This is a genomic window from Thiomonas sp. UBA7699, assembly GCF_002482605.1.
GTDB lineage: Bacteria > Pseudomonadota > Gammaproteobacteria > Burkholderiales > Burkholderiaceae_C > Thiomonas > Thiomonas arsenitoxydans.
The window spans coordinates 1-19,714 of the sequence record NZ_DLGH01000034.1 but is presented as its reverse complement, the minus strand read 5'-3'; the positions used below and the strand labels follow the sequence as shown (position 1 = coordinate 19,714).

At 65.2% G+C, this 19,714-nt stretch carries 15 protein-coding genes and 2 tRNA genes; 12 read left to right on the top strand and 5 right to left on the bottom strand.

Annotated features, from left to right (window positions below; all coding sequences use genetic code 11):
- Window positions 1-12 precede the first annotated feature (12 nt).
- The 7 genes from glgB (at window position 13) to B3H47_RS14570 (ending at window position 13,038) form a co-directional block, all read left to right on the top strand.
- On the top strand, window positions 13-2,208 hold the full coding sequence (gene glgB / locus B3H47_RS14600; protein WP_286987766.1) for a 1,4-alpha-glucan branching protein GlgB: 2,196 nt from the start codon (window positions 13-15) through the stop codon (window positions 2,206-2,208).
- Between the two features lie 4 nt (window positions 2,209-2,212).
- Window positions 2,213-4,402: a glycogen debranching protein GlgX gene (glgX, locus tag B3H47_RS14595; RefSeq protein ID WP_286987765.1), complete on the top strand. Its 2,190-nt coding sequence runs from the start codon at window positions 2,213-2,215 to the stop codon at window positions 4,400-4,402.
- Window positions 4,403-4,404: 2 nt separating this feature from the next.
- Window positions 4,405-6,036, top strand: a complete 1,632-nt coding sequence (locus tag B3H47_RS14590; RefSeq protein WP_286987764.1) for an alpha-D-glucose phosphate-specific phosphoglucomutase — start codon at window positions 4,405-4,407, stop codon at window positions 6,034-6,036.
- Between the two features lie 50 nt (window positions 6,037-6,086).
- Entirely contained in the window at window positions 6,087-7,415 is a 1,329-nt protein-coding gene (gene glgC / locus B3H47_RS14585; protein ID WP_156052907.1) for a glucose-1-phosphate adenylyltransferase, read from the top strand.
- 85 nt (window positions 7,416-7,500) lie between these two features.
- On the top strand, window positions 7,501-8,982 hold the full coding sequence (gene glgA, locus B3H47_RS14580; protein ID WP_286987793.1) for a glycogen synthase GlgA: 1,482 nt from the start codon (window positions 7,501-7,503) through the stop codon (window positions 8,980-8,982).
- Entirely contained in the window at window positions 8,979-11,462 is a 2,484-nt protein-coding gene (locus B3H47_RS14575) for a glycogen/starch/alpha-glucan phosphorylase (protein ID WP_286987763.1), read from the top strand. Before glgA ends, B3H47_RS14575 begins: the two co-directional genes overlap by 4 nt.
- Before the next feature lie 67 nt (window positions 11,463-11,529).
- Complete coding sequence (locus B3H47_RS14570; protein ID WP_013122775.1) at window positions 11,530-13,038, top strand: phosphoglucose isomerase; 1,509 nt, start codon at window positions 11,530-11,532, stop codon at window positions 13,036-13,038.
- Between the two features lie 51 nt (window positions 13,039-13,089).
- Here B3H47_RS14570 and B3H47_RS14565 read toward each other — a convergent pair.
- The 3 genes from B3H47_RS14565 to queG form a co-directional block, all read right to left on the bottom strand.
- A tRNA-Arg gene (locus B3H47_RS14565) sits at window positions 13,090-13,166 on the bottom strand.
- 83 nt (window positions 13,167-13,249) lie between these two features.
- Window positions 13,250-13,326, bottom strand: a tRNA-Pro gene (locus tag B3H47_RS14560).
- Between the two features lie 15 nt (window positions 13,327-13,341).
- A complete protein-coding gene (gene queG / locus B3H47_RS14555) occupies window positions 13,342-14,469 on the bottom strand; it encodes a tRNA epoxyqueuosine(34) reductase QueG (RefSeq protein WP_286987761.1) in 1,128 nt (375 codons plus the stop codon).
- 24 nt (window positions 14,470-14,493) lie between these two features.
- On the opposite strand from queG, the gene tsaE reads away from it, so the two are divergent.
- A complete protein-coding gene (tsaE, locus tag B3H47_RS14550) occupies window positions 14,494-15,018 on the top strand; it encodes a tRNA (adenosine(37)-N6)-threonylcarbamoyltransferase complex ATPase subunit type 1 TsaE (RefSeq protein WP_286987759.1) in 525 nt (174 codons plus the stop codon).
- Between the two features lie 49 nt (window positions 15,019-15,067).
- The gene (locus B3H47_RS14545; protein ID WP_286987757.1) at window positions 15,068-16,462 is read left to right on the top strand and encodes an N-acetylmuramoyl-L-alanine amidase; all 1,395 of its coding nucleotides are present in this window, start codon (window positions 15,068-15,070) and stop codon (window positions 16,460-16,462) included.
- Between the two features lie 24 nt (window positions 16,463-16,486).
- Here B3H47_RS14545 and rraA read toward each other — a convergent pair whose 3' ends face one another.
- Entirely contained in the window at window positions 16,487-16,996 is a 510-nt protein-coding gene (gene rraA, locus B3H47_RS14540) for a ribonuclease E activity regulator RraA (protein ID WP_286987756.1), read from the bottom strand.
- Window positions 16,997-17,125: 129 nt separating this feature from the next.
- On the opposite strand from rraA, the gene B3H47_RS14535 reads away from it, so the two are divergent.
- The 3 genes from B3H47_RS14535 to galU all read left to right on the top strand — a co-directional run bounded on the left by B3H47_RS14535 (window position 17,126) and on the right by galU (window position 19,245).
- Window positions 17,126-18,025: a polysaccharide deacetylase family protein gene (locus B3H47_RS14535; protein WP_286987755.1), complete on the top strand. Its 900-nt coding sequence runs from the start codon at window positions 17,126-17,128 to the stop codon at window positions 18,023-18,025.
- Window positions 18,022-18,243 (top strand): DUF1289 domain-containing protein, encoded by a 222-nt coding sequence (locus B3H47_RS14530; RefSeq protein WP_276731404.1) that lies wholly within the window; start codon window positions 18,022-18,024, stop codon window positions 18,241-18,243. Before B3H47_RS14535 ends, B3H47_RS14530 begins: the two co-directional genes overlap by 4 nt.
- 114 nt (window positions 18,244-18,357) lie before the next feature.
- The gene (galU, locus tag B3H47_RS14525) at window positions 18,358-19,245 is read left to right on the top strand and encodes a UTP--glucose-1-phosphate uridylyltransferase GalU (protein ID WP_013106180.1); all 888 of its coding nucleotides are present in this window, start codon (window positions 18,358-18,360) and stop codon (window positions 19,243-19,245) included.
- Window positions 19,246-19,376: 131 nt separating this feature from the next.
- Here the strand turns inward: galU and B3H47_RS14520 are convergent, their stop codons facing one another.
- Entirely contained in the window at window positions 19,377-19,646 is a 270-nt protein-coding gene (locus tag B3H47_RS14520; protein WP_156052935.1) for a sulfurtransferase TusA family protein, read from the bottom strand.
- Between the last annotated feature and the right edge of the window lie 68 nt (window positions 19,647-19,714).

The window sequence follows — 19,714 nt, the reverse complement described above, 5'->3', positions numbered from 1 at the left end:
TGGAACCTCGCCATGCTGACCGAACACGACATCGCCGACCTCGCCGCAGGCCACCACGCCGACCCTTTTGGCGTGCTCGGCATGCATTTGCGCGGCGCCACGCTGTGGGTGAACGCCGTACTGCCCGGCGCGCTGGGCGTGGAAGCCATCGAGCGCGCCAGCGGCGAGTCGGTCGCCGCGCTGGAGCGGCAGCACGAGACCGCGGTATTCAGCGCCCGCATGGGCCACCGCCGCAAGCCCTTCGACTATCTGCTGCGAGTGACCTGGCCGCCCTTGCAGCCGGGCGACCCGAACTGGGTGACCGACCTCGAAGACCCCTACCGCTTTCCGCAAGTGCTGGGCGAGACCGACGCCTGGCTGCTGGCCGAAGGCACCCATCTGCGTCCCTACGAATGTCTGGGCGCACATCCGGGCGAGATGCTCGGCGTGGCTGGCACGCGCTTTGCCGTGTGGGCGCCCAACGCGCGGCGCGTTTCGGTGATCGGCGATTTCAACGGCTGGGACGGCCGCCGCCACCCCATGCGGCTGCGGCGCGAATGCGGCGTGTGGGAAATCTTCCTCCCCGGCGTGAGCCAGGGCGCGCTATACAAATTCGAGATCCTCACCCAGCACGGCGAACTGCTGCAAAAGGCCGATCCGCTGGCCTTCCGCGCCGAACTGCGACCCAACACCGCCAGCATCGTGCAAGGTCTGCCGCCCCTGCATTCGCCACGCCCCGGCATGGCGCAGGCCAATGGATTCGAGGCGCCCATCAGCATTTACGAGGTGCATCTGGGCTCGTGGCGCAAGGTGGAGGGCTGGCGCTGGCTGAGCTACCGCGAACTGGCCGAAACCCTGGTGCCCTATGCCCGCGACCTGGGCTTCACCCATCTGGAGCTGCTGCCGGTCAGCGAACATCCCTTCGACGGCTCCTGGGGCTATCAGCCCATCAGCCTGTATGCGCCCACCGCGCGCTTCGGCACGCCCGAAGACTTTCAGTTTTTCGTCGATGCCGCGCACGAAGCCGGACTGGGCGTGATTCTCGACTGGGTGCCGGCACACTTTCCATCCGACCCGCATGGTCTGGCCAACTTCGACGGCACACATCTGTACGAATACGCCGACCCGAAAGAAGGCTTCCACCACGACTGGAACACCCTGATCTACAACTTCGGCCGCACCGAAGTGCGCAACTATCTGGTGGCCAACGCCCTGTACTGGCTGGAGCGCTTCAACATCGACGGCCTGCGCGTGGACGCCGTGGCCTCCATGCTCTACCGCGACTACAGCCGCCCGGCCGGTCAGTGGGTGCCCAACAAGTTCGGCGGACGCGAGAACCTCGAAGCCATCGACTTTCTGCGCCGCATGAACCACACCGTCGGCGTGCAGCGGCCGGGCGCCATCACCCTCGCGGAAGAATCCACCGCCTTTCCCGGCGTCAGCCGCCCGCCGAGTGACGATCTGCAAAGCGGCGGCCTGGGCTTTCACTACAAGTGGAATATGGGCTGGATGCACGACAGCCTGAGCTACATCCGCCGCGATCCGGTGCACCGCAAGTACCACCACAACGAGCTGACCTTCAGCATGATGTACGCCTATGACGAGAACTTCGTGCTGCCGCTCTCGCACGACGAAGTGGTGCATGGCAAAGGCTCGCTGCTCGCCAAGATGCCCGGCGACCGCTGGCAACAGTTCGCCAACCTGCGCGCCTATCTCGGCTATATGTTCAGTCATCCTGGCAAGAAGCTGCTGTTCATGGGCGACGAATTCGCGCAGGCTTCGGAATGGCAGTCCGACTACAGCCTCGACTGGGACGCACTGCTGCACGCGCCCAACCAGGGCGTGCAACGTCTGGTGCGCGACCTCAACCTCACCTACCGCGCCCACCCGGCGCTGCATCAGCTCGACCATCACCCGGGCGGCTTCGCCTGGATCACCTATGACGACGCTTCCCAATCGGTGCTGGCCTACGAGCGCGGCGCCAGCGAGGGCAGCCGCTTCGTCGTGCTGTGCAACTTCACCCCCACCCCGCGGCACGCCTACCGCATCGGCGTGCCGCAAGGCGGGCGCTGGGAGGCGCTGATCAATACCGACGATGCGGTGTACGACGGCTCCGGCTTGCCGCTGGCCCTGCGCGAAGCCGAGGCCCAGCCCTCGCATGGCCGCCCGTTCTCGCTGCAACTCACCCTGCCGCCGCTGGCTTGCGTCATTCTGCGGCCCGCCGCCTGATGCCATGAGCGCGCAACGCCGCCGGGCAAAACACCCCGTCAAATCGTCCCCCCTCGGGCTGCAAGCCGCACGGGTTGCGACCCTGGGCGCGCAACTGCAGTCCGACGGCGTGCACTTCGCCCTGGCAGCGCCGCATGCGCAGGCGGTGGAGCTTTGCCTGTTCGCCGCAGACGGGCAGACCGAAGTCGCCCGCCTGCCCATGCCCACGTTGCGTGATGGCATCTGGCAAGGCGTGCTAGCCGCAGAATCCGGCGGCGTCGAAGGGCTGATCTACGGCTGGCGGGTGCACGGCCCCTGGTCGCCCAAAGAAGGCCACCGCTTCAACCCGGCCAAGCTGCTGCTCGACCCTTGCGCGCGCGAAGTCGTCGGCCGCTACGACGGCAGCGACGTCCACCTCGGCCACGATCCGGCCCACCCCGACCGTCCCGACCCGCGCGACAACGCCGCCACCGCACTCAAGGCCCGCGTGGTCGCCGACTTGCCCCCTTTGGCCCAGCCCCGCCCCGTCATCGACCCGGCGCAGCGGGTGATTTACGAATTGCACGTCAAGGGTTTCACCGCGCAGCACCCCGACGTGCCCCCCGCCCTGCGCGGCAGCTACGCCGGGCTGGCGCATCCGGCCAGCATTGATTACCTCAAGGCGCTGGGCGTCACCACGGTCAGCCTGCTGCCCATCGCCTTTCGCGCCGACGAAGCCCGGCTGCTGCAGATGGGCCTGAGCAATTACTGGGGCTACACCCCCATTGCCTGGGCCGCGCCCGAAACCCGGCTGTGGAGCGGCGCCGAGGGCAGCACGCCGCGCAGCGAACTGCGCGCCCTGGTCGAGGCCCTGCACGGCGCCGGGCTGGAGGTGATTCTCGACGTGGTCTACAACCACACCGCCGAGCTCGACCCGCACAGCGGCCCCACCCTGTCGATGCGCGGCATCGACAACGCGCTCTACTACCACCGCAACCCGCAAGAGCCCGAGCGCACGCTCGACTGGACGGGCTGCGGCAACAGTGTCAACCTCAACGAGCCTCTGGTGCTGCGCGTGGCCCTGGACAGCCTGCGCCGCTGGGTGAGCGAGTTCGGCGTGGACGGCTTTCGCTTCGATCTGGCCAGTACCCTGGCGCGCGGCACGGCGCGGGTGCAATACGACTTCCAGCCCGACGGCGCTTTTCTCAGCGCGGTGGCGCAAGACCCGCTGCTGTGCAACTGTCTGCTCGTCGCCGAGCCCTGGGATCTGGGGCTGGGCGGTTATCGCCTGGGCGGCTTTCCGCCCGGCTGGCTGGAGTGGAACGACCGCTTCCGCGACACCCAACGCGGCTTCTGGCTGCGGCATCAAAACGCGCCGGGCGAGTTCGCCACCCGGCTGGCGGGGTCGAGCGATGTGTTCAACCCCGCACTACGCGGGGCGCACAGCAGCGTGAACTTCATCACCGCGCACGACGGCTTCACCCTGCGCGACCTGGTCAGCTACGCCCACCGCCACAACCAGGCCAACGGCGAAGACAACCGCGACGGCCACGGCCACAACCTCAGCATCAACAACGGCGTCGAAGGGCTCACGCAATCGGCCGACATCCTCGCCGCCCGTGCCCGGCAAAGCCGCGCCCTGCTGGCGGTGCTGCTACTCGCACTCGGCACCCCCATGCTGCTGGCGGGCGACGAACTCGGTCACACCCAGCGCGGCAACAACAACGCCTACTGCCAGGACAACCCGATCTCCTGGATCGACTGGGCGACGGCCGATGCGTCTTTGCGCGACTTCGTGCGCGGCGCGCTGGCCTTGCGGCGCAGCCTCCCGCTGCTGCAAAGCCACGCCTGGTGGGCCCCGGTGGCCACCGCATCCCAGCCCGGCGCGGTGTGGTACCGGGCCGACGGCCACCCGATGGAACAGGCCGACTGGACGCTCGACGACCACGGCGCGCTGATGGTGCTGTTGTGCGCTGCAAAGACACCTATGCAGGGCGTGGCCCCGCAGCAGGTTCTGATTCTGATCAATGCCGAGGGACAAGAAGCCTCTTTCACCCTCAGGCCGGGGGCGTGGCTGCTTAGACTGTCCACAGACAATGGTTTTGTCGCTTTGCCCGGCGACAATCAGGCTCAGGACAAAGCCCAGCGGCTGCAAGCTCGGCAAACGCTGCCGCCCACCAGCCTGTGGATCGCCACGCTGGAGGGCGCCGCGCCGCACACCCCAGGAGACCTTTGAGCATGAAACTCGTCACCCGCCCTGCCACGCCGTTCGAAGGCCAGCGCCCCGGCACTTCCGGGTTGCGCAAAAAAGTCAGCGTGTTCCAGCAACCCGGCTATCTCGAAAACTTTGTGCAGGCCTTGTTCAACGTACTGGGGGACGCCAGCGGCAAGACCCTGGTCGTGGGCGGCGACGGGCGCTACTACAACCGCATCGCCATCCAGACCATTCTGCGCATGGCCGCGGCGCACGGCTACGCGCGGGTGCTGGTGGGGCAAGGAGGATTGCTGTCCACCCCGGCGATGAGCGCGGTCATTCGCCGCCGGGCGGCCAGCGGCGGCATCGTGCTGTCGGCCAGCCACAACCCCGGCGGGCCGCAAGGCGACTTCGGCATCAAATACAACATCGCCAACGGCGGCCCCGCGCCCGAGTCGGTCACCGAGGCCATCTACCTGCGTTCGCGCGAGGTGTATGAAATCCGCACGGTTGACAGCCCCGACCTGCCGCTGGACGCTCTCGGCACCCACACCCTGCTGGGCACGCAGATCGAGATCATCGACCCGGTAGCCGACTATTGCGCGGTGCAGCGCGAGCTGTTCGATTTCGACGCCATTCGCGCCCTGTTCGCCCGCGGCTTCCGCCTGCGGCTGGACACCATGTGGGCGGTGGGCGGCCCCTATGCCAAAGCCCTGCTCGAAGGCGAGCTCGGCGCACCCAAGGGCACCGTGGTCAACGCCGAACCGCGCGAAGACTTCGGCGATCTGCACCCCGACCCCAACCCGGTCAACGCCACCGACCTGATCGATCACATGGCCGCCGCCGACGCCCCCGACATGGGCGCCGCCACCGACGGCGATGCCGACCGCAACATGATCGTCGGCCGCAACTTCGTGGTCTCGCCTTCCGACAGCCTCGCGGTGCTGGCGGCGCACGCCACACGCGTTCCGGGCTATTCCAGCGGGCTGGCTGGTGTGGCGCGCTCCATGCCCACCTCGACCGCGGTCGATCGCGTCGCCGCAGCCCTGGGCATCGCCTGCTACGAGACCCCCACCGGCTGGAAGTTTTTCGGCAACCTGCTCGATGCCGGCAAAGTCACGCTCTGCGGGGAAGAAAGCTACGGCACCGGCTCGAATCACATCCGCGAAAAGGACGGCCTGTGGGCCGTGCTGTTCTGGCTCAATCTCGTCGCGGTTACCGGCAAATCGGTGGAACAACTGGTGCGCGAACTATGGGCCGAGCATGGCCGCTGCGTGTATTCGCGCCACGATTACGAGGGCATCCCCACCGAACAGGCCGACGCGCTGATGCGCGACTTGCGCGCCGCCCTGCCCGGCCTTCCTGGCCAGGTTCTCGCAGGCGAGCCCGTGGCCCTGGCCGACGACTTCGCCTACACCGACCCCACCGACGGCAGCGTCAGCAGCAAACAAGGCGTGCGCATCATTCTGCAAAGCGGCTCGCGCGTGGTGTTCCGCCTCTCGGGCACGGGCACCGAAGGCGCCACGTTGCGCATCTACCTCGAGCGCCATGAGCCCGACCCCGCGCGCCACGACCTGCCCGCGCAACAGGCGCTCGCCCCACTCATCGCCTTGGCCGAGCAAGTGGCCCGGGTGCGCCACTGGACGGGCATGGACACCCCCAGCGTGATGACCTGACACTCAGTTTGCCTTAGAGCTTCACCCCTAAAACACACAGGAGACCTGCCATGAATCAGAACAGCCCCTTGAGCCCGATGAACATGCAAGATCGCCAGATGCAGCCGCACATGCTGGTGCGCCGCTCCATCGCCCTGGTGCTGGCCGGCGGGCGCGGCTCGCGGCTCAAGCAACTCACCGACAAGCGCGCCAAGCCCGCGGTGTATTTCGGCGGCAAGTTCCGCATCATCGATTTCGCCCTGTCCAACTGCGTCAATTCGGGCATCCGCCGCATCGGCGTGATCACCCAATACAAATCGCACTCGCTGCTGCGCCACTTGCAGCGCGGCTGGAGCTTTTTGCGCGCCGAGCTCAACGAAATGGTCGATCTGCTCCCCGCGCAGCAACGGGTGGACGAAGAACACTGGTACCGCGGCACGGGAGATGCGGTCTATCAGAACATCGACATCATCCAGTCGAGCAAGCCCGAATATGTGGTGATTCTGGCCGGCGATCATGTTTACAAGATGGACTACTCCATCATGCTGCAAGACCACGCCACCAGCGGCGCGCAGGTCACCGTGGGCTGCATCGAAGTGCCGCGCAGCGAGGCCAGCGCCTTCGGCGTCATGTCCATCGACGCCAGCCGCAAAATCGTCGAGTTCATCGAAAAACCCGCCGATCCTCCCGCCATGCCCGGCAACGAGCAGATGTCACTGGCCAGCATGGGCATCTACATCTTCAACGCCAGCGCGCTCTACCGCATGCTGGACGAAGACATGGCCGACCCCGCCTCCTCGCACGACTTCGGCAAGGACATCATCCCCAAAGCGGTGCGCGCAGGCCTGGCGCACGCGCATCCCTTTTCCATGTCGTGCGTACAGGGCGGGCAGCAAAGCCAGCCCTACTGGCGCGACGTCGGCACGCTCGACGCCTTCTGGGCCGCCAACCTCGACCTCGCCTCCGTCACCCCCGAGCTCAATCTCTACGACACCGAATGGCCGATCTGGACCAGCCAGCGCCAGCTTCCTCCGGCCAAGTTCGTGCAAGACCACAACGGCAGCCACGGCAAGACCATCAACATGATGGTCTCGGGCGGGTGCATTCTCTCGGGCTCCTCGGTCAGCAACTCGGTGTTGTTCTCCAATGTGCGGGTGCACTCGTTCTGCACCATCAACGAGTGCGTGCTATTGCCCGATGTGCTCATCAACCGCTCCTGCCGCCTGAACAAAGTGATACTCGACCGCGGCTGCGTGCTGCCCGAGGGCATGGTGATCGGCGAAGACCCGGAACTCGACGCCAAACGCTTCGAACGCACGAGCAACGGCGTGGTGCTGGTGACCAAAAAAATGCTGCGGGCGCTGGGCGAGACCGAGCTAAACGAGGAAGACGATGACTGAACCTAGCCCCCAAGCTGCGGCTTCGCCTGCGCTGCCCCCCGAGGGGGCGCACCCCGCCTTGGGGCGGCCCGGCGGCGGGGTGGCCCTGCGCGTGCTGCAGGTCAGCGCCGAAATCTTCCCCCTGCTCAAGACCGGCGGCCTGGCCGACATCGCCGGCGCCCTGCCCGCGGCGCTGGCCACGGCCGGTTGCGACACGCGCGTGCTGCTGCCCGGTTTTCCCGCCATCCGCGCCGGTCTGGCGAGCGGCGAAACGATCGGCCAGTTCGCCCTGCCCTGGGGCGAGACCGTCGGCGTGCTGCTCGGCACGCTGCCCGCCGTGCCAGGCGCCGAGGGCCGCCCGGTACACGCCTATGTGCTCGACGCGCCCAGCCTGTACGACCGCCCGGGCAATCCCTACGAAGACGCGCAGCGCCGTCCGTATGCCGACAATCATCGTCGTTTTGCCGCGCTGGGCTGGGCGGCAGCGCGGCTGGCGCACGGCCTCGATGCCGCCTGGGCGCCGCACCTCGTGCACGGCCACGACTGGCACGCCGGCCTTGCGGCAGCCTGCCTGAAATTCAGCGCGGGCAAGCCGGTGCCGTGTATCTATACCGTGCACAACCTGGCCTACCAGGGCATTTTTCCGGCAGACGTGATGGGCGATCTCGGCCTGCCTTCCGCCGCGTTTCAAGTCGATGGTCTGGAATTTCATGGCCAAGTCTCGTTCATGAAGGCCGGTCTGTTCTATGCCGACAAGATCACCACGGTCAGCCCCAGCTATGCGCGCGAAATCCAGACGCCCGAACAGGGCTTCGGCCTCGACGGGCTGCTGCGCACTCGGCGCAACGACCTCAGCGGCATTCTCAACGCGGTCGATGCGGCCGTGTGGAATCCCGCGACCGACGCCCATATCCCGCGACACTACAGCGCCGAAAGTCTCGCGGGCAAGTCGCGCTGCAAAGCCGCCTTGCAAGAAGAAGCCGGTCTGACTCTCAGCAAAGACACTCCCCTGTTCACCGTGGTCAGCCGCCTGACCGAGCAGAAGGGCCTCAACCTCGTACTCGCCGCCATCGACACCCTGGTTGAAGGCGGCGGGCAGTTGCTGGTCTTGGGCAGCGGCGACCACGAACTGGAAACGGCCTTCGGCCACGCGGCGCAGCGTCATGCGGGCACCGTGGCCCTACGCGTCGGCTACGACGAAGCCTTTGCCCACCGCATTTTTGCCGGCAGCGACATCACCCTCGTGCCGTCCCGCTTCGAGCCCTGCGGCCTCACCCAGATGTACGGCCTGCTCTACGGCAGCCTGCCGCTGGTGCGCGCCGTGGGCGGTCTGGCCGACACCGTGGTCGACGCCGATCTCGCCACCCTCGACGACGGCACGGCCACGGGCATTGTTTTTGCCAACTTTTCCGAGGCGGATTACCGCCACGCGGTGCGGCGTGCGCTGGCCCTCTATCGCCAGCCGCGCGCCTGGTCGCGGGTGCGGCAAACCGGCATGCATCAAGACTTCAGCTGGACGCAGGCGGCCCGACAATACCGTGTGGTCTACCAGGCTGCCCTCCCGAATTTTTCCCACGCTCTCCCATGACCCCTGAACCTAAACCGCCCATTCCCGAAGCCGCGAACGTTCCCTTCGTCCACGACACCCCGCCGCACGACGTGGCGGCGCTCAAACGCGCCATCTCCAACAAGCTGATGTTCCAGATCGGCAAAGACCCGCGTTCGGCGCAGCCGGTCGACTGGCTGCACGCCGCGTCTTACGCCGTGCGCGACCTGATGGTGGAGCGCTGGTTCGACACCACCCACGCCCGCAACGAACAAGACGCCAAGCAGGTCTATTACCTGTCGATGGAATTTCTCATCGGCCGCGCCTTCACCAATGCCCTGCTCGCCATGGAAATCACCGAGCCGCTGCGCCAGGCGCTGCGCGAACTGGGTGTGGACATGAACGCCATCGCCGATCTGGAGCCCGACGCTGCTTTAGGCAACGGCGGTCTGGGCCGCCTGGCCGCCTGCTTTCTCGACAGCATGGCCACGCTGGGCATTCCCGGCTACGGCTACGGCATTCGCTACGACTACGGCATGTTCCGCCAGACCATCGTCGATGGCCGCCAGGTGGAGACGCCCGACTACTGGCTGACCGACGGCAATCCCTGGGAGTTCCCCCGCCCCGAAGTGGTGTACCGCGTGCAGTTCGGCGGTCACGTGATCAAGGAGGGCGACCGCGCCCGCTGGGTGGACACCCACGATGTCGAGGCCATGGCCTACGACACCATCATTCCCGGCTACGACACCACCACGACCAACACCCTTCGTCTGTGGTCGGCCAAGGCCACCAAAGAGATCGATCTGGGCGCCTTCAACCGCGGCGACTACTTCGGCGCCGTCGAGCAGAAAAACCATTCCGAAAACGTCTCACGCGTGCTCTACCCCGACGACTCGACCGACGCCGGACGCGAGCTGCGGCTGCATCAGGAATACTTTTTCTGCAGCGCCAGCGTGCAAGATTTGATGCGCCGCTACCTGCAGACGCACACCGGCTTCGACCAGTTCGCCGACAAGGTGTCCATCCACCTCAACGACACCCACCCGGTGCTCGCCATTCCCGAGTTGATGCGCCTGTTTCTCGACGTCCATCACCTGCCCTTCAACGATGCCTGGCGCATCTGTCAGGGCGTGTTCTCCTACACCAACCACACCCTGATGTCGGAGGCGCTCGAAACTTGGCCGATCGACATGCTGGGCCGCGTATTGCCCCGCCACCTGCAGATCATTCTCGACATCAACGCCTACTTCCTCACCCGGCTAACGCAGAAGCACGGGCACGATGTGAACCTCATGCGGCACGTCTCTCTGGTCAACGAATCGGGCACGCGTTCAGTGCGCATGGCTTATCTTGCCGTGCTCGCCAGCCATTCGGTCAATGGCGTCTCCAAGCTGCACTCCGAACTGATGCAGCAGTCCATCTTTGCCGACTTCGCCAAGCTCTGGCCCGCCCGCTTCAACAACAAGACCAACGGCATCACCCAGCGTCGCTGGCTGGCGCTGGCCAATCCGCCGCTGGCCGCGCTGCTCGACAAAACCATCGGCGCCCACTGGCGGCGCGACCTGTCCGAACTGGCCAAGCTGCGCCCGCTGCTGGGCAGCTCAGACCTCGTCAAAGAGTTCCAGGGCGCCAAACGCAGCAACAAGGCGCGATTCGCCGCGTGGCTGAAAACCCATCACGGCGTGACCATCCCGGTCGATGCGCTGTACGACGTGCAGGTCAAACGCATCCATGAATACAAGCGCCAGCTGCTCAATGTGCTGCACGTCATCACCCGCTACCTGCGCATCCTCGAACAGCCGGGCAGCGTCACCGTGCCGCGCGTCGTCATTTTTTCGGGCAAGGCGGCCTCGGCCTATCACATGGCCAAGCTCATCATCCAGCTCATCAACGATGTCGCCAAAACCATCAACAACGATGAGCGCGTGGGCGATCTGCTCAAAGTCGTGTTCGTACCCAACTACAGCGTGAGTGCGGCCGAAGTCATCATTCCAGCGGCCGACCTATCCGAGCAAATTTCCACCGCGGGCACCGAGGCTTCGGGCACCGGCAATATGAAACTGGCGCTCAACGGCGCGCTGACCATCGGCACGCTCGACGGTGCCAATGTCGAAATCCAGGAAAACGTCGGCGCCGACAACATTTTCATCTTCGGCCTGACCGCAGGCGAAGTGACCGATCTGCGCATGACCGGCTACCAGCCCAACGCCATCGTCGGCGCCAACCCCGAGCTGGCGCGCGTGCTCAAAACCCTGCGCGACGGCCGCTTCAGTCCGGAAGAACCGCATCGCTATCAAAGCATCTACGACCTTCTGGTCAACTGGGGTGACCACTACATGCTGCTGGCCGACTACGCCAGCTATATCGCCACGCAGAGCAAGGTCGATGTGCTCTACCGCAATCCCGATGAGTGGGCGAAAAAAGCGCTGGCCAATGTGGCCGGCATGGGCCCGTTCTCCTCCGACCGCACCATTGCCGAATACGCCGAGCAGATCTGGCACGCCAAGCCCTTGCTAAGCTAAGCCCCGTCAGCTCACCCCTGCGTCCATCGATCGATTTTCGTCCGACTCAATCCGCCCGCCGAACCTCATGCCCACACCCAAGACCATCGACACCGCCGGCCTGCGGCTGGAGTTCACCCGCCACGGCGAGCAGGCGCTCGCCACCGCGCTCAAAACCCTCGCCGCCCTGCCCAACAAGGCGCAAGACCTGGTGAGCAAGACGGTACTCAACGGCAGCGAAAACCGTCCCGCTTGGCATGTGCTGTCCCGGCTGGGCGCCAAGGGGCTGGATGCGCCCTCGCAGGCCGCTGCCGACTTTCTGCAAGCCGAGTTCACCCGCATGGCCGACTGGGTGGACCAACGGGTGGAAGAAGCCGGAGCGGAAGGGCTCGACATCATTCATCTCGGGGCTGGCGGCTCTGAAACCCCCATGCTCGCGCTGCACACCGCCCTCTCGGTGCTGCAGACTCCGCGTTGCCGGGTGCACTGGGTCGCCAACCTCGACGGCGCCACCATCGACGCCGCGTTGGCGGCGGCCAAGCCCGAGCGCAGCTGGATCATCATCAACAGCAAGTCATTCCGCACCCAGGAAGTCATGCGCAACGCCGACATCGCCCTGCGCTGGTTGGGCGACGGCATCGGCACTGACAAGGCCCGCCAACGCCTGGTCGCGCTCACCGCCAACGCTGAGCTGGCGCTGCAGCGCTTCGGCTTGCCTGCGAATCAGATCTTCCGCTCGTTGCCCGAGATCGGCGGACGCTTCTCGCTGTGGAGTGCCCACGGCATGGTGTTGCTGCTCGCCTTCGGCCGTGAAACCGTGACCCAGCTTCACGCCGGCGCGCACGATATGGACCAGCACTTCCTCAGCACCCCGTTGGAAAGCAGCGCCCCGGGGCTGATGGCTGGCTTGTCGCACGCCTATCGCGTGCGCTTTGGCCTGCCCCTGCTGTCCATCGGGCTGTATGGCGATGCGTTCTCGCGCATGCCGCTGTACCTGCAACAACTGCTGATGGAATCGCTGGGCAAATCCACCAGCGCCGACGGCATGCAGCCCGTCCACGTCAGCGGCCCTGCGGTCATCAGCGGCGTGGGCACCCCGGTGCAGCACACCTATTTTCAACTGCTGCACCAGGCCGCCGTTCCCGTCTTCCACGAAATCGTCGCCGTAGCCCATCCCTGGCACCGCCACCTGCGCGAGCACATGGCGCTGCTGGCCAACGCGCTGGGCCAGGCCGACGCGCTGTGGAACGGCAAAGACGCCTCAAGCTGGCAAACCGAACTCATGGCCCAAGGCATGTCGCCCGAAGCCGCCGCCCGCGCCGCGCATCACCGCGCCTGCCCCGGTGGACGCCCGTCCACCTTCATCTGGATGGAGCGCTTGAGCGCCTACCACCTTGGCGCCCTGCTGGCCCTGTATGAACATCGCACCGTCGTGGAGGGCTGGCTCTACGGCATTAACCCTTTCGACCAATGGGGCGTGGAACTCGGCAAGACCCTGGCCACCAAGATCGAAAACGCCCTGCTGTCACAAAACGCCCAAGGCCTCAGCCCCGAAACCGCCGCCTCGCTCGACTACCTGCGCACGCACAGCAACTGATCGCCACCACGTGCGCTGCTCCCGAGCAAGTTGAGTATCCGGTCTGAAAAGTGGCCTGCCCGACTGGATTCGAACCAGTGGCCTACGGCTTAGAAGGCCGTTGCTCTATCCAGCTGAGCTACGGGCAGATGGATCAGGATCGGCACTGATGTCTTGGGTCGAAACTCCTGAAATAGCTTCGCCAAAATCCCGGCGGGTGACCTCTGTCGGGTGGTCGGGGCGAGAGGATTCGAACCTCCGACCCTCTGCTCCCAAAGCAGATGCGCTACCAGACTGCGCTACGCCCCGACGAAGCTCGCCATTCTACCGGGTGATTTCCCTCGGGTCTGTCTCAGCCTGGGCCAAAGCCCAGCGGACATGCTCTTGCAGCAGCGCTCTGGCATGCGGGAGTGCGCTGTGCAGTGCTTGGATAGCTGCCTGGCGCCAGGCCGTCTCGTGATTGCCTCGTAGGCCGTTGCCCAAGGCAACGGCGAGGTTGCGCTGCCAGCGCTCGAAGCCGATGCGGCGAATCGGGCTGCCCTCGGTGCGCTGCTCGAACTGCGCTTCGCTCCAATTCCACAGGTCGAGCAGCTGGGCCTGGTCAAAACCGTGGCGGGGATCGAAATCGGGCAAGGAGCTGCGCTGGGCATAACGATTCCAGGGGCAGATCAGCTGGCAGTCGTCGCATCCGTAGATGCGGTTGCCGATCAGCGGACGCAGTTCCAGGGGAATCGGCCCTGCGTGTTCGATGGTCAGGTAGGAAATGCAGCGCCGCGCATCGAGTTGTTCCGGGCCAAGAATGGCCTGCGTCGGGCAGATGTCGATGCATTTGCGGCAGGTGCCGCAGTGGGCGCTCGCGGGGGCATCTACCGGGAGGGGCAGACCGATGAATATTTCTCCCAGAAAAAACATCGATCCGCTGTCGCGCTGCAGCAGCAGGGTGTGTTTGCCGCGCCAACCGAGCCCGGCGCGCGCCGCCAGCTCCACTTCCAGCACGGGGGCGGAGTCGGTGAACACGCGCACCACGCCCGGGTCGATCTGGGCGGCGATGTAATCGGCCAGTTGTTGCAGCTTGCGCCTGAGCACCTTGTGATAGTCGCGTCCCCGGGCGTAGACGGAGATCGTGGCCGCTTCGGGTTGCGCCAGCCTTTGCCATTCCGCATCGCGCCAGTCGGCCGGGCTTGCGCGCGGGAGATAGTCCAGGCGGGCAGTGATGACGCGTAGCGTGCCGGGCACCAATTCGGTGGGCCGGGCGCGCTTGAGGCCATGTCGCTGCATGTAGTCCATGCTGCCGTGGTGTCCAGCGGCCAGCCAGTCGAGCAGGGGCGCCTCGGCCGAGCGCAGATCGACCCCGGTGATGCCGATTTGCGAAAATCCCAGCGCACGCCCCTGCTGTTTGATGTCTTGCGCCAGCACGCGCAGACGCTCGGGCGATGTGCTGAGTTGCTCCATCCGCGCCATTCTAGAAATCTCCCCATGCCCCCTGCCGCCTTGCCCCTGCTGCTTGCCAATGAACACGACACTGAAGCGCTGGCGCAAGCCGTGGCTTTGGCGTGGGCGCAACACCCGACGCCCCGCCTGCTGATCACCCTCGACGGCGATCTCGGCGCAGGGAAAACCACTTTTGCACGCGCTTTTTTGCGTGCATTGGGCGTGCAAGGGCGCATCAAAAGTCCCAGTTTCAGCCTGCTGGAAGAGTACACCCTCGACATTCCGGACCTACAATTCAAGGGAACTCTTCGGACCTCGGCCTATCACATTGATCTTTATCGCTTTTCAGACCCGCAAGAGTGGGACGATTCTGGACTGCGCGATGTCGTGGCCGGGCCGGGGGTCAGTCTGGTTGAGTGGCCACAGCGCGCGCAGGATTTGCTGCCCGCTGCCGACTTGAGCGTGCACCTCGAACCGCTGGGAGAGCAGCGCCGGTGCACGTTGCAAGCCGGGACTGAACTGGGACAGCGTTTGTTTCGCGCCTTGCCGGAAGGTTTGAAGTCCGGTTGATGCCGTGGGTGGGCTGCTGCTCCCCCGGTTTTTGAGCAGGAGCCTGAACATGATGACCCCACCGCGTCGGCGTTTTCTCGTGCAATCGTCCAGCCTCGTGCTGCTGCTGACGGCCCCCATGATTGCGCGGGGCGCTACCTTGATGTCCATCCGCGTCTGGCCGGCGCCCGAATACACCCGGCTGACGCTGGAGTCGGACGGCCCCCTGAGCGCAACCCACCAGGTCTTGAGCGATCCGCCGCGACTCGTGGTGGACATTCAGGGCCTGCAGCTCGACAACCAGTTGCGCGATCTGGCGGGCAAAGTGAAGGCGGACGATCCCTTCATCAAAGACGTGCGTGTGGGCCAGTTCAAACCCGACGTGGTGCGCCTGGTCATCGATTTGAAGCAGGCGGTCAAACCGCAGGTCTTCAGCCTGCTGCCGGTTGCGGCCTATCAAAACCGGCTGGTCTTCGATCTTTATCCCGCCCATTCAAGTGACCGGCTGATGGCGTTCATGCAGCAGCAAGAAGCGCTCGACCGCGAACGCCAGCTCGGCGCCGGTTCCACCGCGCCGCCGCAAACCCTCGCTCAGGCCCAGCCGCAACAGTCCGATTCGCTTGGCGACTGGATCCGCCAGCACCGCACTGAACTCGACAGCCCGCAAGCCGGGCAACCGCAGCAGTTCGCCCGCGCCGATACGCCGCCCCCGGCGCAACGCCCCGACCCCGTGCGCCGCGACCGCCGCAACTTTCGCAGCGTGCTGCTGGCGATCGACCCCGGCCATGGCGGCGAAGACCCTGGCGCCACGGGCCCCAGCGGGGTGCACGAAAAGGATGTGGTGCTGCTCATCGCCCGCCACCTGCGCGACCTAGCCATGAACACACCGCACATGCAAGTGATGATGACACGCGACAGCGACTACTTCGTGCCGCTGTGGACGCGGGTGGAGAAGGCGCAATCGGCCAATGCCGACCTGTTCACCTCCATCCATGCCGACGGCTGGTTCACGCCCGAGGCGCGCGGCGCTTCGGTGTATTGCCTGTCCGATGGCGGCGCGTCCAGCGTGGAGGCGCGGCTGATGGCCCAACGCGAGAACGCGGCCGACGCCATTGGCGGCATCGACATCAACTCGCGCAGCTATCAAGTGGCCAAGGTGCTGCTCGACATGTCCACCACCGCCAAAATCAATGCCAGCCTGAAAATGGCCCGACCCACGCTGGGCAAAATGGGAGAGCTGGTGCATCTGCATTCCAAGCAAGTGCAGCAGGCAGGGTTCGCCGTGCTGAAGTCGCCCACCATTCCCTCGATGCTGGTGGAAACCGCCTTCATCAGCAACCCGGAAGAAGAGGCGCGGCTACAGACCCCGGCCTATCGCAAGCAAATCGCGCGCGCTATTTTTGAAGGCCTGCGCGCCTACCTCGATACCAATCCGCCCCTGGCCCGCCGTCGCATTTTGACCTGAAGCTGCTCCACGGCGCCCGTGATTTCAGAGCGCCAGCCCGAGCTGCTCGCGGCTGATGATCACGCCGTCTTCATCGGCGTAGAGCCATTCCCCAGGACGCACGATCACGTCCTGAATCGTCACCGCGACATCGACCCTGCCTTTACCGTGTTTCTCCGGTGGAGCGGGCATGGGCGCCAGTGCCAGCACGCCGATAGGTACCTGCAGAATTTCATGCACATCGCGCACGCAACCGTTGACCAGCACCCCGGCCCAGCCGTTCTGGCTGGCCAGCGCAGCGAGGTTGCCACCCAGCAGCGCGCGTTTCATCGAGGCGGCACCATCCACCACCAGCACCCGGGCCATGCCGGCCGACTCTAGGGTGGCGCGTACCAGGGCGTTGTCGTCGTGACACTGCACCGTGGCGATCTTGCCGCGAAAACGGCTGATCTTGCCGAAGGAGCGGAAAATCGGCGGCAGCACCCGCAGCGCATCGGTGTGCAGGGCGTCGCGGTGCGCATCGCACAGATCACAGGTTGAAAACAAGGCGTGCATGTCCATTCCTCCAGATGCATTCTTAATGTCTGCAAACATTGAAGCAGACCCGCTTTGCGCGAGGGCTGTGTCAGGTCAAGTCCTCTACGATGTGGCTCTCAAAGGCCAGCCCTGTTTCTATCTGATTCCATGCCCATTCTTGCGCTCAAAATCGATGTCGATACCCTGCGGGGCACGCTCGAAGGCGTACCTGCCCTGCTGCGCCTGCTCGACAAACATCAACTCCGCGCCACCTTTTTATTCAGCCTCGGGCCAGATCACACCGGGCGCGCGCTCAAGCGGGTGTTTCGCCCCGGCTTCCTCGCCAAGGTTCAGCGCACATCGGTGACCAGCCACTATGGCCTGAAAACCTTGCTGTACGGCACACTGCTGCCCGGCCCGGACATCGGCCGACGCGCCGCAGGTCCCATGCGAGACGCCGACCGCGCCGGCCATGAAACCGGCGTGCACACCTGGGATCACATCCTCTGGCAAGACTACGTGGTGCGCAAAAATGCCGACTGGACCCGCCGTCAGCTTCAGCTCGCTGCCAACCGCTATGGCGACATCTTCGGCCGCCCCCCGCAAGTGCACGGCGCCGCCGGCTGGCAGATGAACGACGCGGCCTATTTGCTGGAGCAGGAACTCGGTTTCACCCTGGCTTCGGACGGTCGGGGCACCCACCCCTTTTTGCCGGTGGTGCAGGGACGCACACTTTCCGTTCCCCAGTTGCCAACCACCCTGCCGACGCTCGACGAGCTGATCGGCGTGAACGGCTTGAATGAACACAACGTGGCCGATCACCTTCTGCGCCTGAGCACCGATGGGCGCGACCATGTCTACACCCTGCACGCCGAGCTGGAAGGCGGCCGTCTTGCTCCCGTGTTCGACCGTCTGCTGCAAGGCTGGAAGGCGGCTGGCTTGCATTGCACCTCGATGCGCGGTTATGCCGACTCGCTGAACCTGGCCTCATTGCCACACCATGCGGTCAGTCTGGGCAGCATTGCCGGGCGCAGCGGCACCCTCGCCTTGCAAGGTGCGGCCGTATGACGCGCACTTCGGTCGCTTCAGCGGGTCAACCCGACGATACGAGCGAGCCCGACACCCCCTGCGTCGGCGTGTGCTCCACCGGGTTCGACGATGTTTGCCGCGGTTGCCTGCGTACCGCGGCGGAGGTCGGTCGCTGGGTGGAGATGAGCCCGGCGGAAAAGCGCGCGGTCTGGGCGCGCATTCTGGCCGAGGGCTATGTCCCGCGACGGCGTGATTGAGTTCTCCCGCCAGATGGAGTCCAACACCGCATTCCCGGTGGATGACTGCGCCGCAGCATCAATCATTCCCTTGTTAGTATCGATCTCATTTTCGACCCCACCGTCATACTCTCCATGCCCCCGACCATCACCAAAGCCGTCTTCCCCGTTGCCGGTCTCGGCACGCGTTTTCTGCCCGCGACCAAAGCCACTCCGAAAGAGATGATGCCCGTGGTCGACAAGCCGCTCATTCAATATGCGGTCGAAGAGGCCTATGCGGCGGGCATCACCGAAATGATTTTTGTCACCGGCCGCCACAAGCGCGCCATCGAGGATCATTTCGACACCGCCTACGAACTGGAGCATCAACTTGAAGAAGCGGGCAAACAGGCCATGCTCGACGTGGTGCGCAGCGTCAAACCCGACAACGTGCAATGCGTGTTCGTGCGCCAGCCCGTGGCCAACGGCCTGGGCGCGGCGGTGCTGTGCGCCGAGCGTCTGGTGGGCGACGAGCCGTTTGCCGTCATCCTCGCCGATGACTTGCTCGTCGGCGAGCCGCCCGTCATGGCGCAAATGGTCGAGATTCACAGCCGCCATGGCCGCAGCGTCCTCGCCACCGAAGAAGTGCCGCGCGAGCACACCAAACGCTACGGCATCGTCAGCGGGCAGGAAATCACACCCGGGCTGACCTCGCTGTCGGGCATCGTCGAAAAACCCGCTCCAGACGTCGCGCCCAGCACCCAGGCGGTCGTGGGTCGCTACATCCTCAGCCCCCGCGTGTTTCATCATCTGCGCAACGGCAAGCCCGGCGCCGGAGGCGAAATTCAGCTCACCGACGGCATCTCCGCGCTGCTGCACGAAGAAGCGGTGTACGCCTATCGCTACAGCGGCCGCCGTTTCGACTGCGGGAGCAAGCTCGGCTATCTCGAAGCCACGGTGCAACTGGGCATGTCTCACCCCGAGACCGGACCGGAATTCAGCGCCTATATCAACAATTTGTGCGCAGGCCACGCAGCAAGCTAAAGCTTGCCTAGGAGTCGGGCTCGGGGCTTGGGTAAAAATGGCGCTGCCGCACCCTGGCCGGTGGGCGGACCAAGGCCCTTCGATGCCCTATCGAATACGGGAAGCGCCCTTCGTGGGTGTGTGCGGCACCTTCAGCGCCGCCGCAGCAGGTGGTGGTATTCGCCGCCCTCGGTCTTCTGATCGACTAGGGCGTTGCCGGTCTGACGAGCGAAGGCCTGAAAGTCTTTCACCGAACCGACGTCGGTGGAGACGATGCGCAGCACCTGGCCGCTTTGCATCTGGGCGAGTGCTTTCTTGGCCTTGAGGATGGGCAGCGGGCAGTTCAGTCCGCGCGTATCCAGGTCGACATCAATCACAGGTTGCTCCACACGAATCTCCAGGTTTTGGCGCGATGAGTGCATTTTAGGGGCGCATTGCACGGCCGCACGCGCCTGCCGACAATGGGGGTGTTCGTGCCGAACGAAAATTG

Coding starts and splice junctions, on each gene's coding strand:
- tsaE (WP_286987759.1), top strand. CDS start 14,494: ATGCCCCCTGCCGCCTTGCCCCTGCTGCTTGCCAATGAACACGACACT.
- glgX (WP_286987765.1), top strand. CDS start 2,213: ATGAGCGCGCAACGCCGCCGGGCAAAACACCCCGTCAAATCGTCCCCC.
- B3H47_RS14570 (WP_013122775.1), top strand. CDS start 11,530: ATGCCCACACCCAAGACCATCGACACCGCCGGCCTGCGGCTGGAGTTC.
- galU (WP_013106180.1), top strand. CDS start 18,358: ATGCCCCCGACCATCACCAAAGCCGTCTTCCCCGTTGCCGGTCTCGGC.
- B3H47_RS14545 (WP_286987757.1), top strand. CDS start 15,068: ATGATGACCCCACCGCGTCGGCGTTTTCTCGTGCAATCGTCCAGCCTC.
- B3H47_RS14575 (WP_286987763.1), top strand. CDS start 8,979: ATGACCCCTGAACCTAAACCGCCCATTCCCGAAGCCGCGAACGTTCCC.
- B3H47_RS14520 (WP_156052935.1), bottom strand. CDS start 19,646: ATGCACTCATCGCGCCAAAACCTGGAGATTCGTGTGGAGCAACCTGTG.
- B3H47_RS14590 (WP_286987764.1), top strand. CDS start 4,405: ATGAAACTCGTCACCCGCCCTGCCACGCCGTTCGAAGGCCAGCGCCCC.
- glgB (WP_286987766.1), top strand. CDS start 13: ATGCTGACCGAACACGACATCGCCGACCTCGCCGCAGGCCACCACGCC.
- rraA (WP_286987756.1), bottom strand. CDS start 16,996: ATGCACGCCTTGTTTTCAACCTGTGATCTGTGCGATGCGCACCGCGAC.
- queG (WP_286987761.1), bottom strand. CDS start 14,469: ATGGAGCAACTCAGCACATCGCCCGAGCGTCTGCGCGTGCTGGCGCAA.
- B3H47_RS14535 (WP_286987755.1), top strand. CDS start 17,126: ATGCCCATTCTTGCGCTCAAAATCGATGTCGATACCCTGCGGGGCACG.
- B3H47_RS14530 (WP_276731404.1), top strand. CDS start 18,022: ATGACGCGCACTTCGGTCGCTTCAGCGGGTCAACCCGACGATACGAGC.
- glgC (WP_156052907.1), top strand. CDS start 6,087: ATGAATCAGAACAGCCCCTTGAGCCCGATGAACATGCAAGATCGCCAG.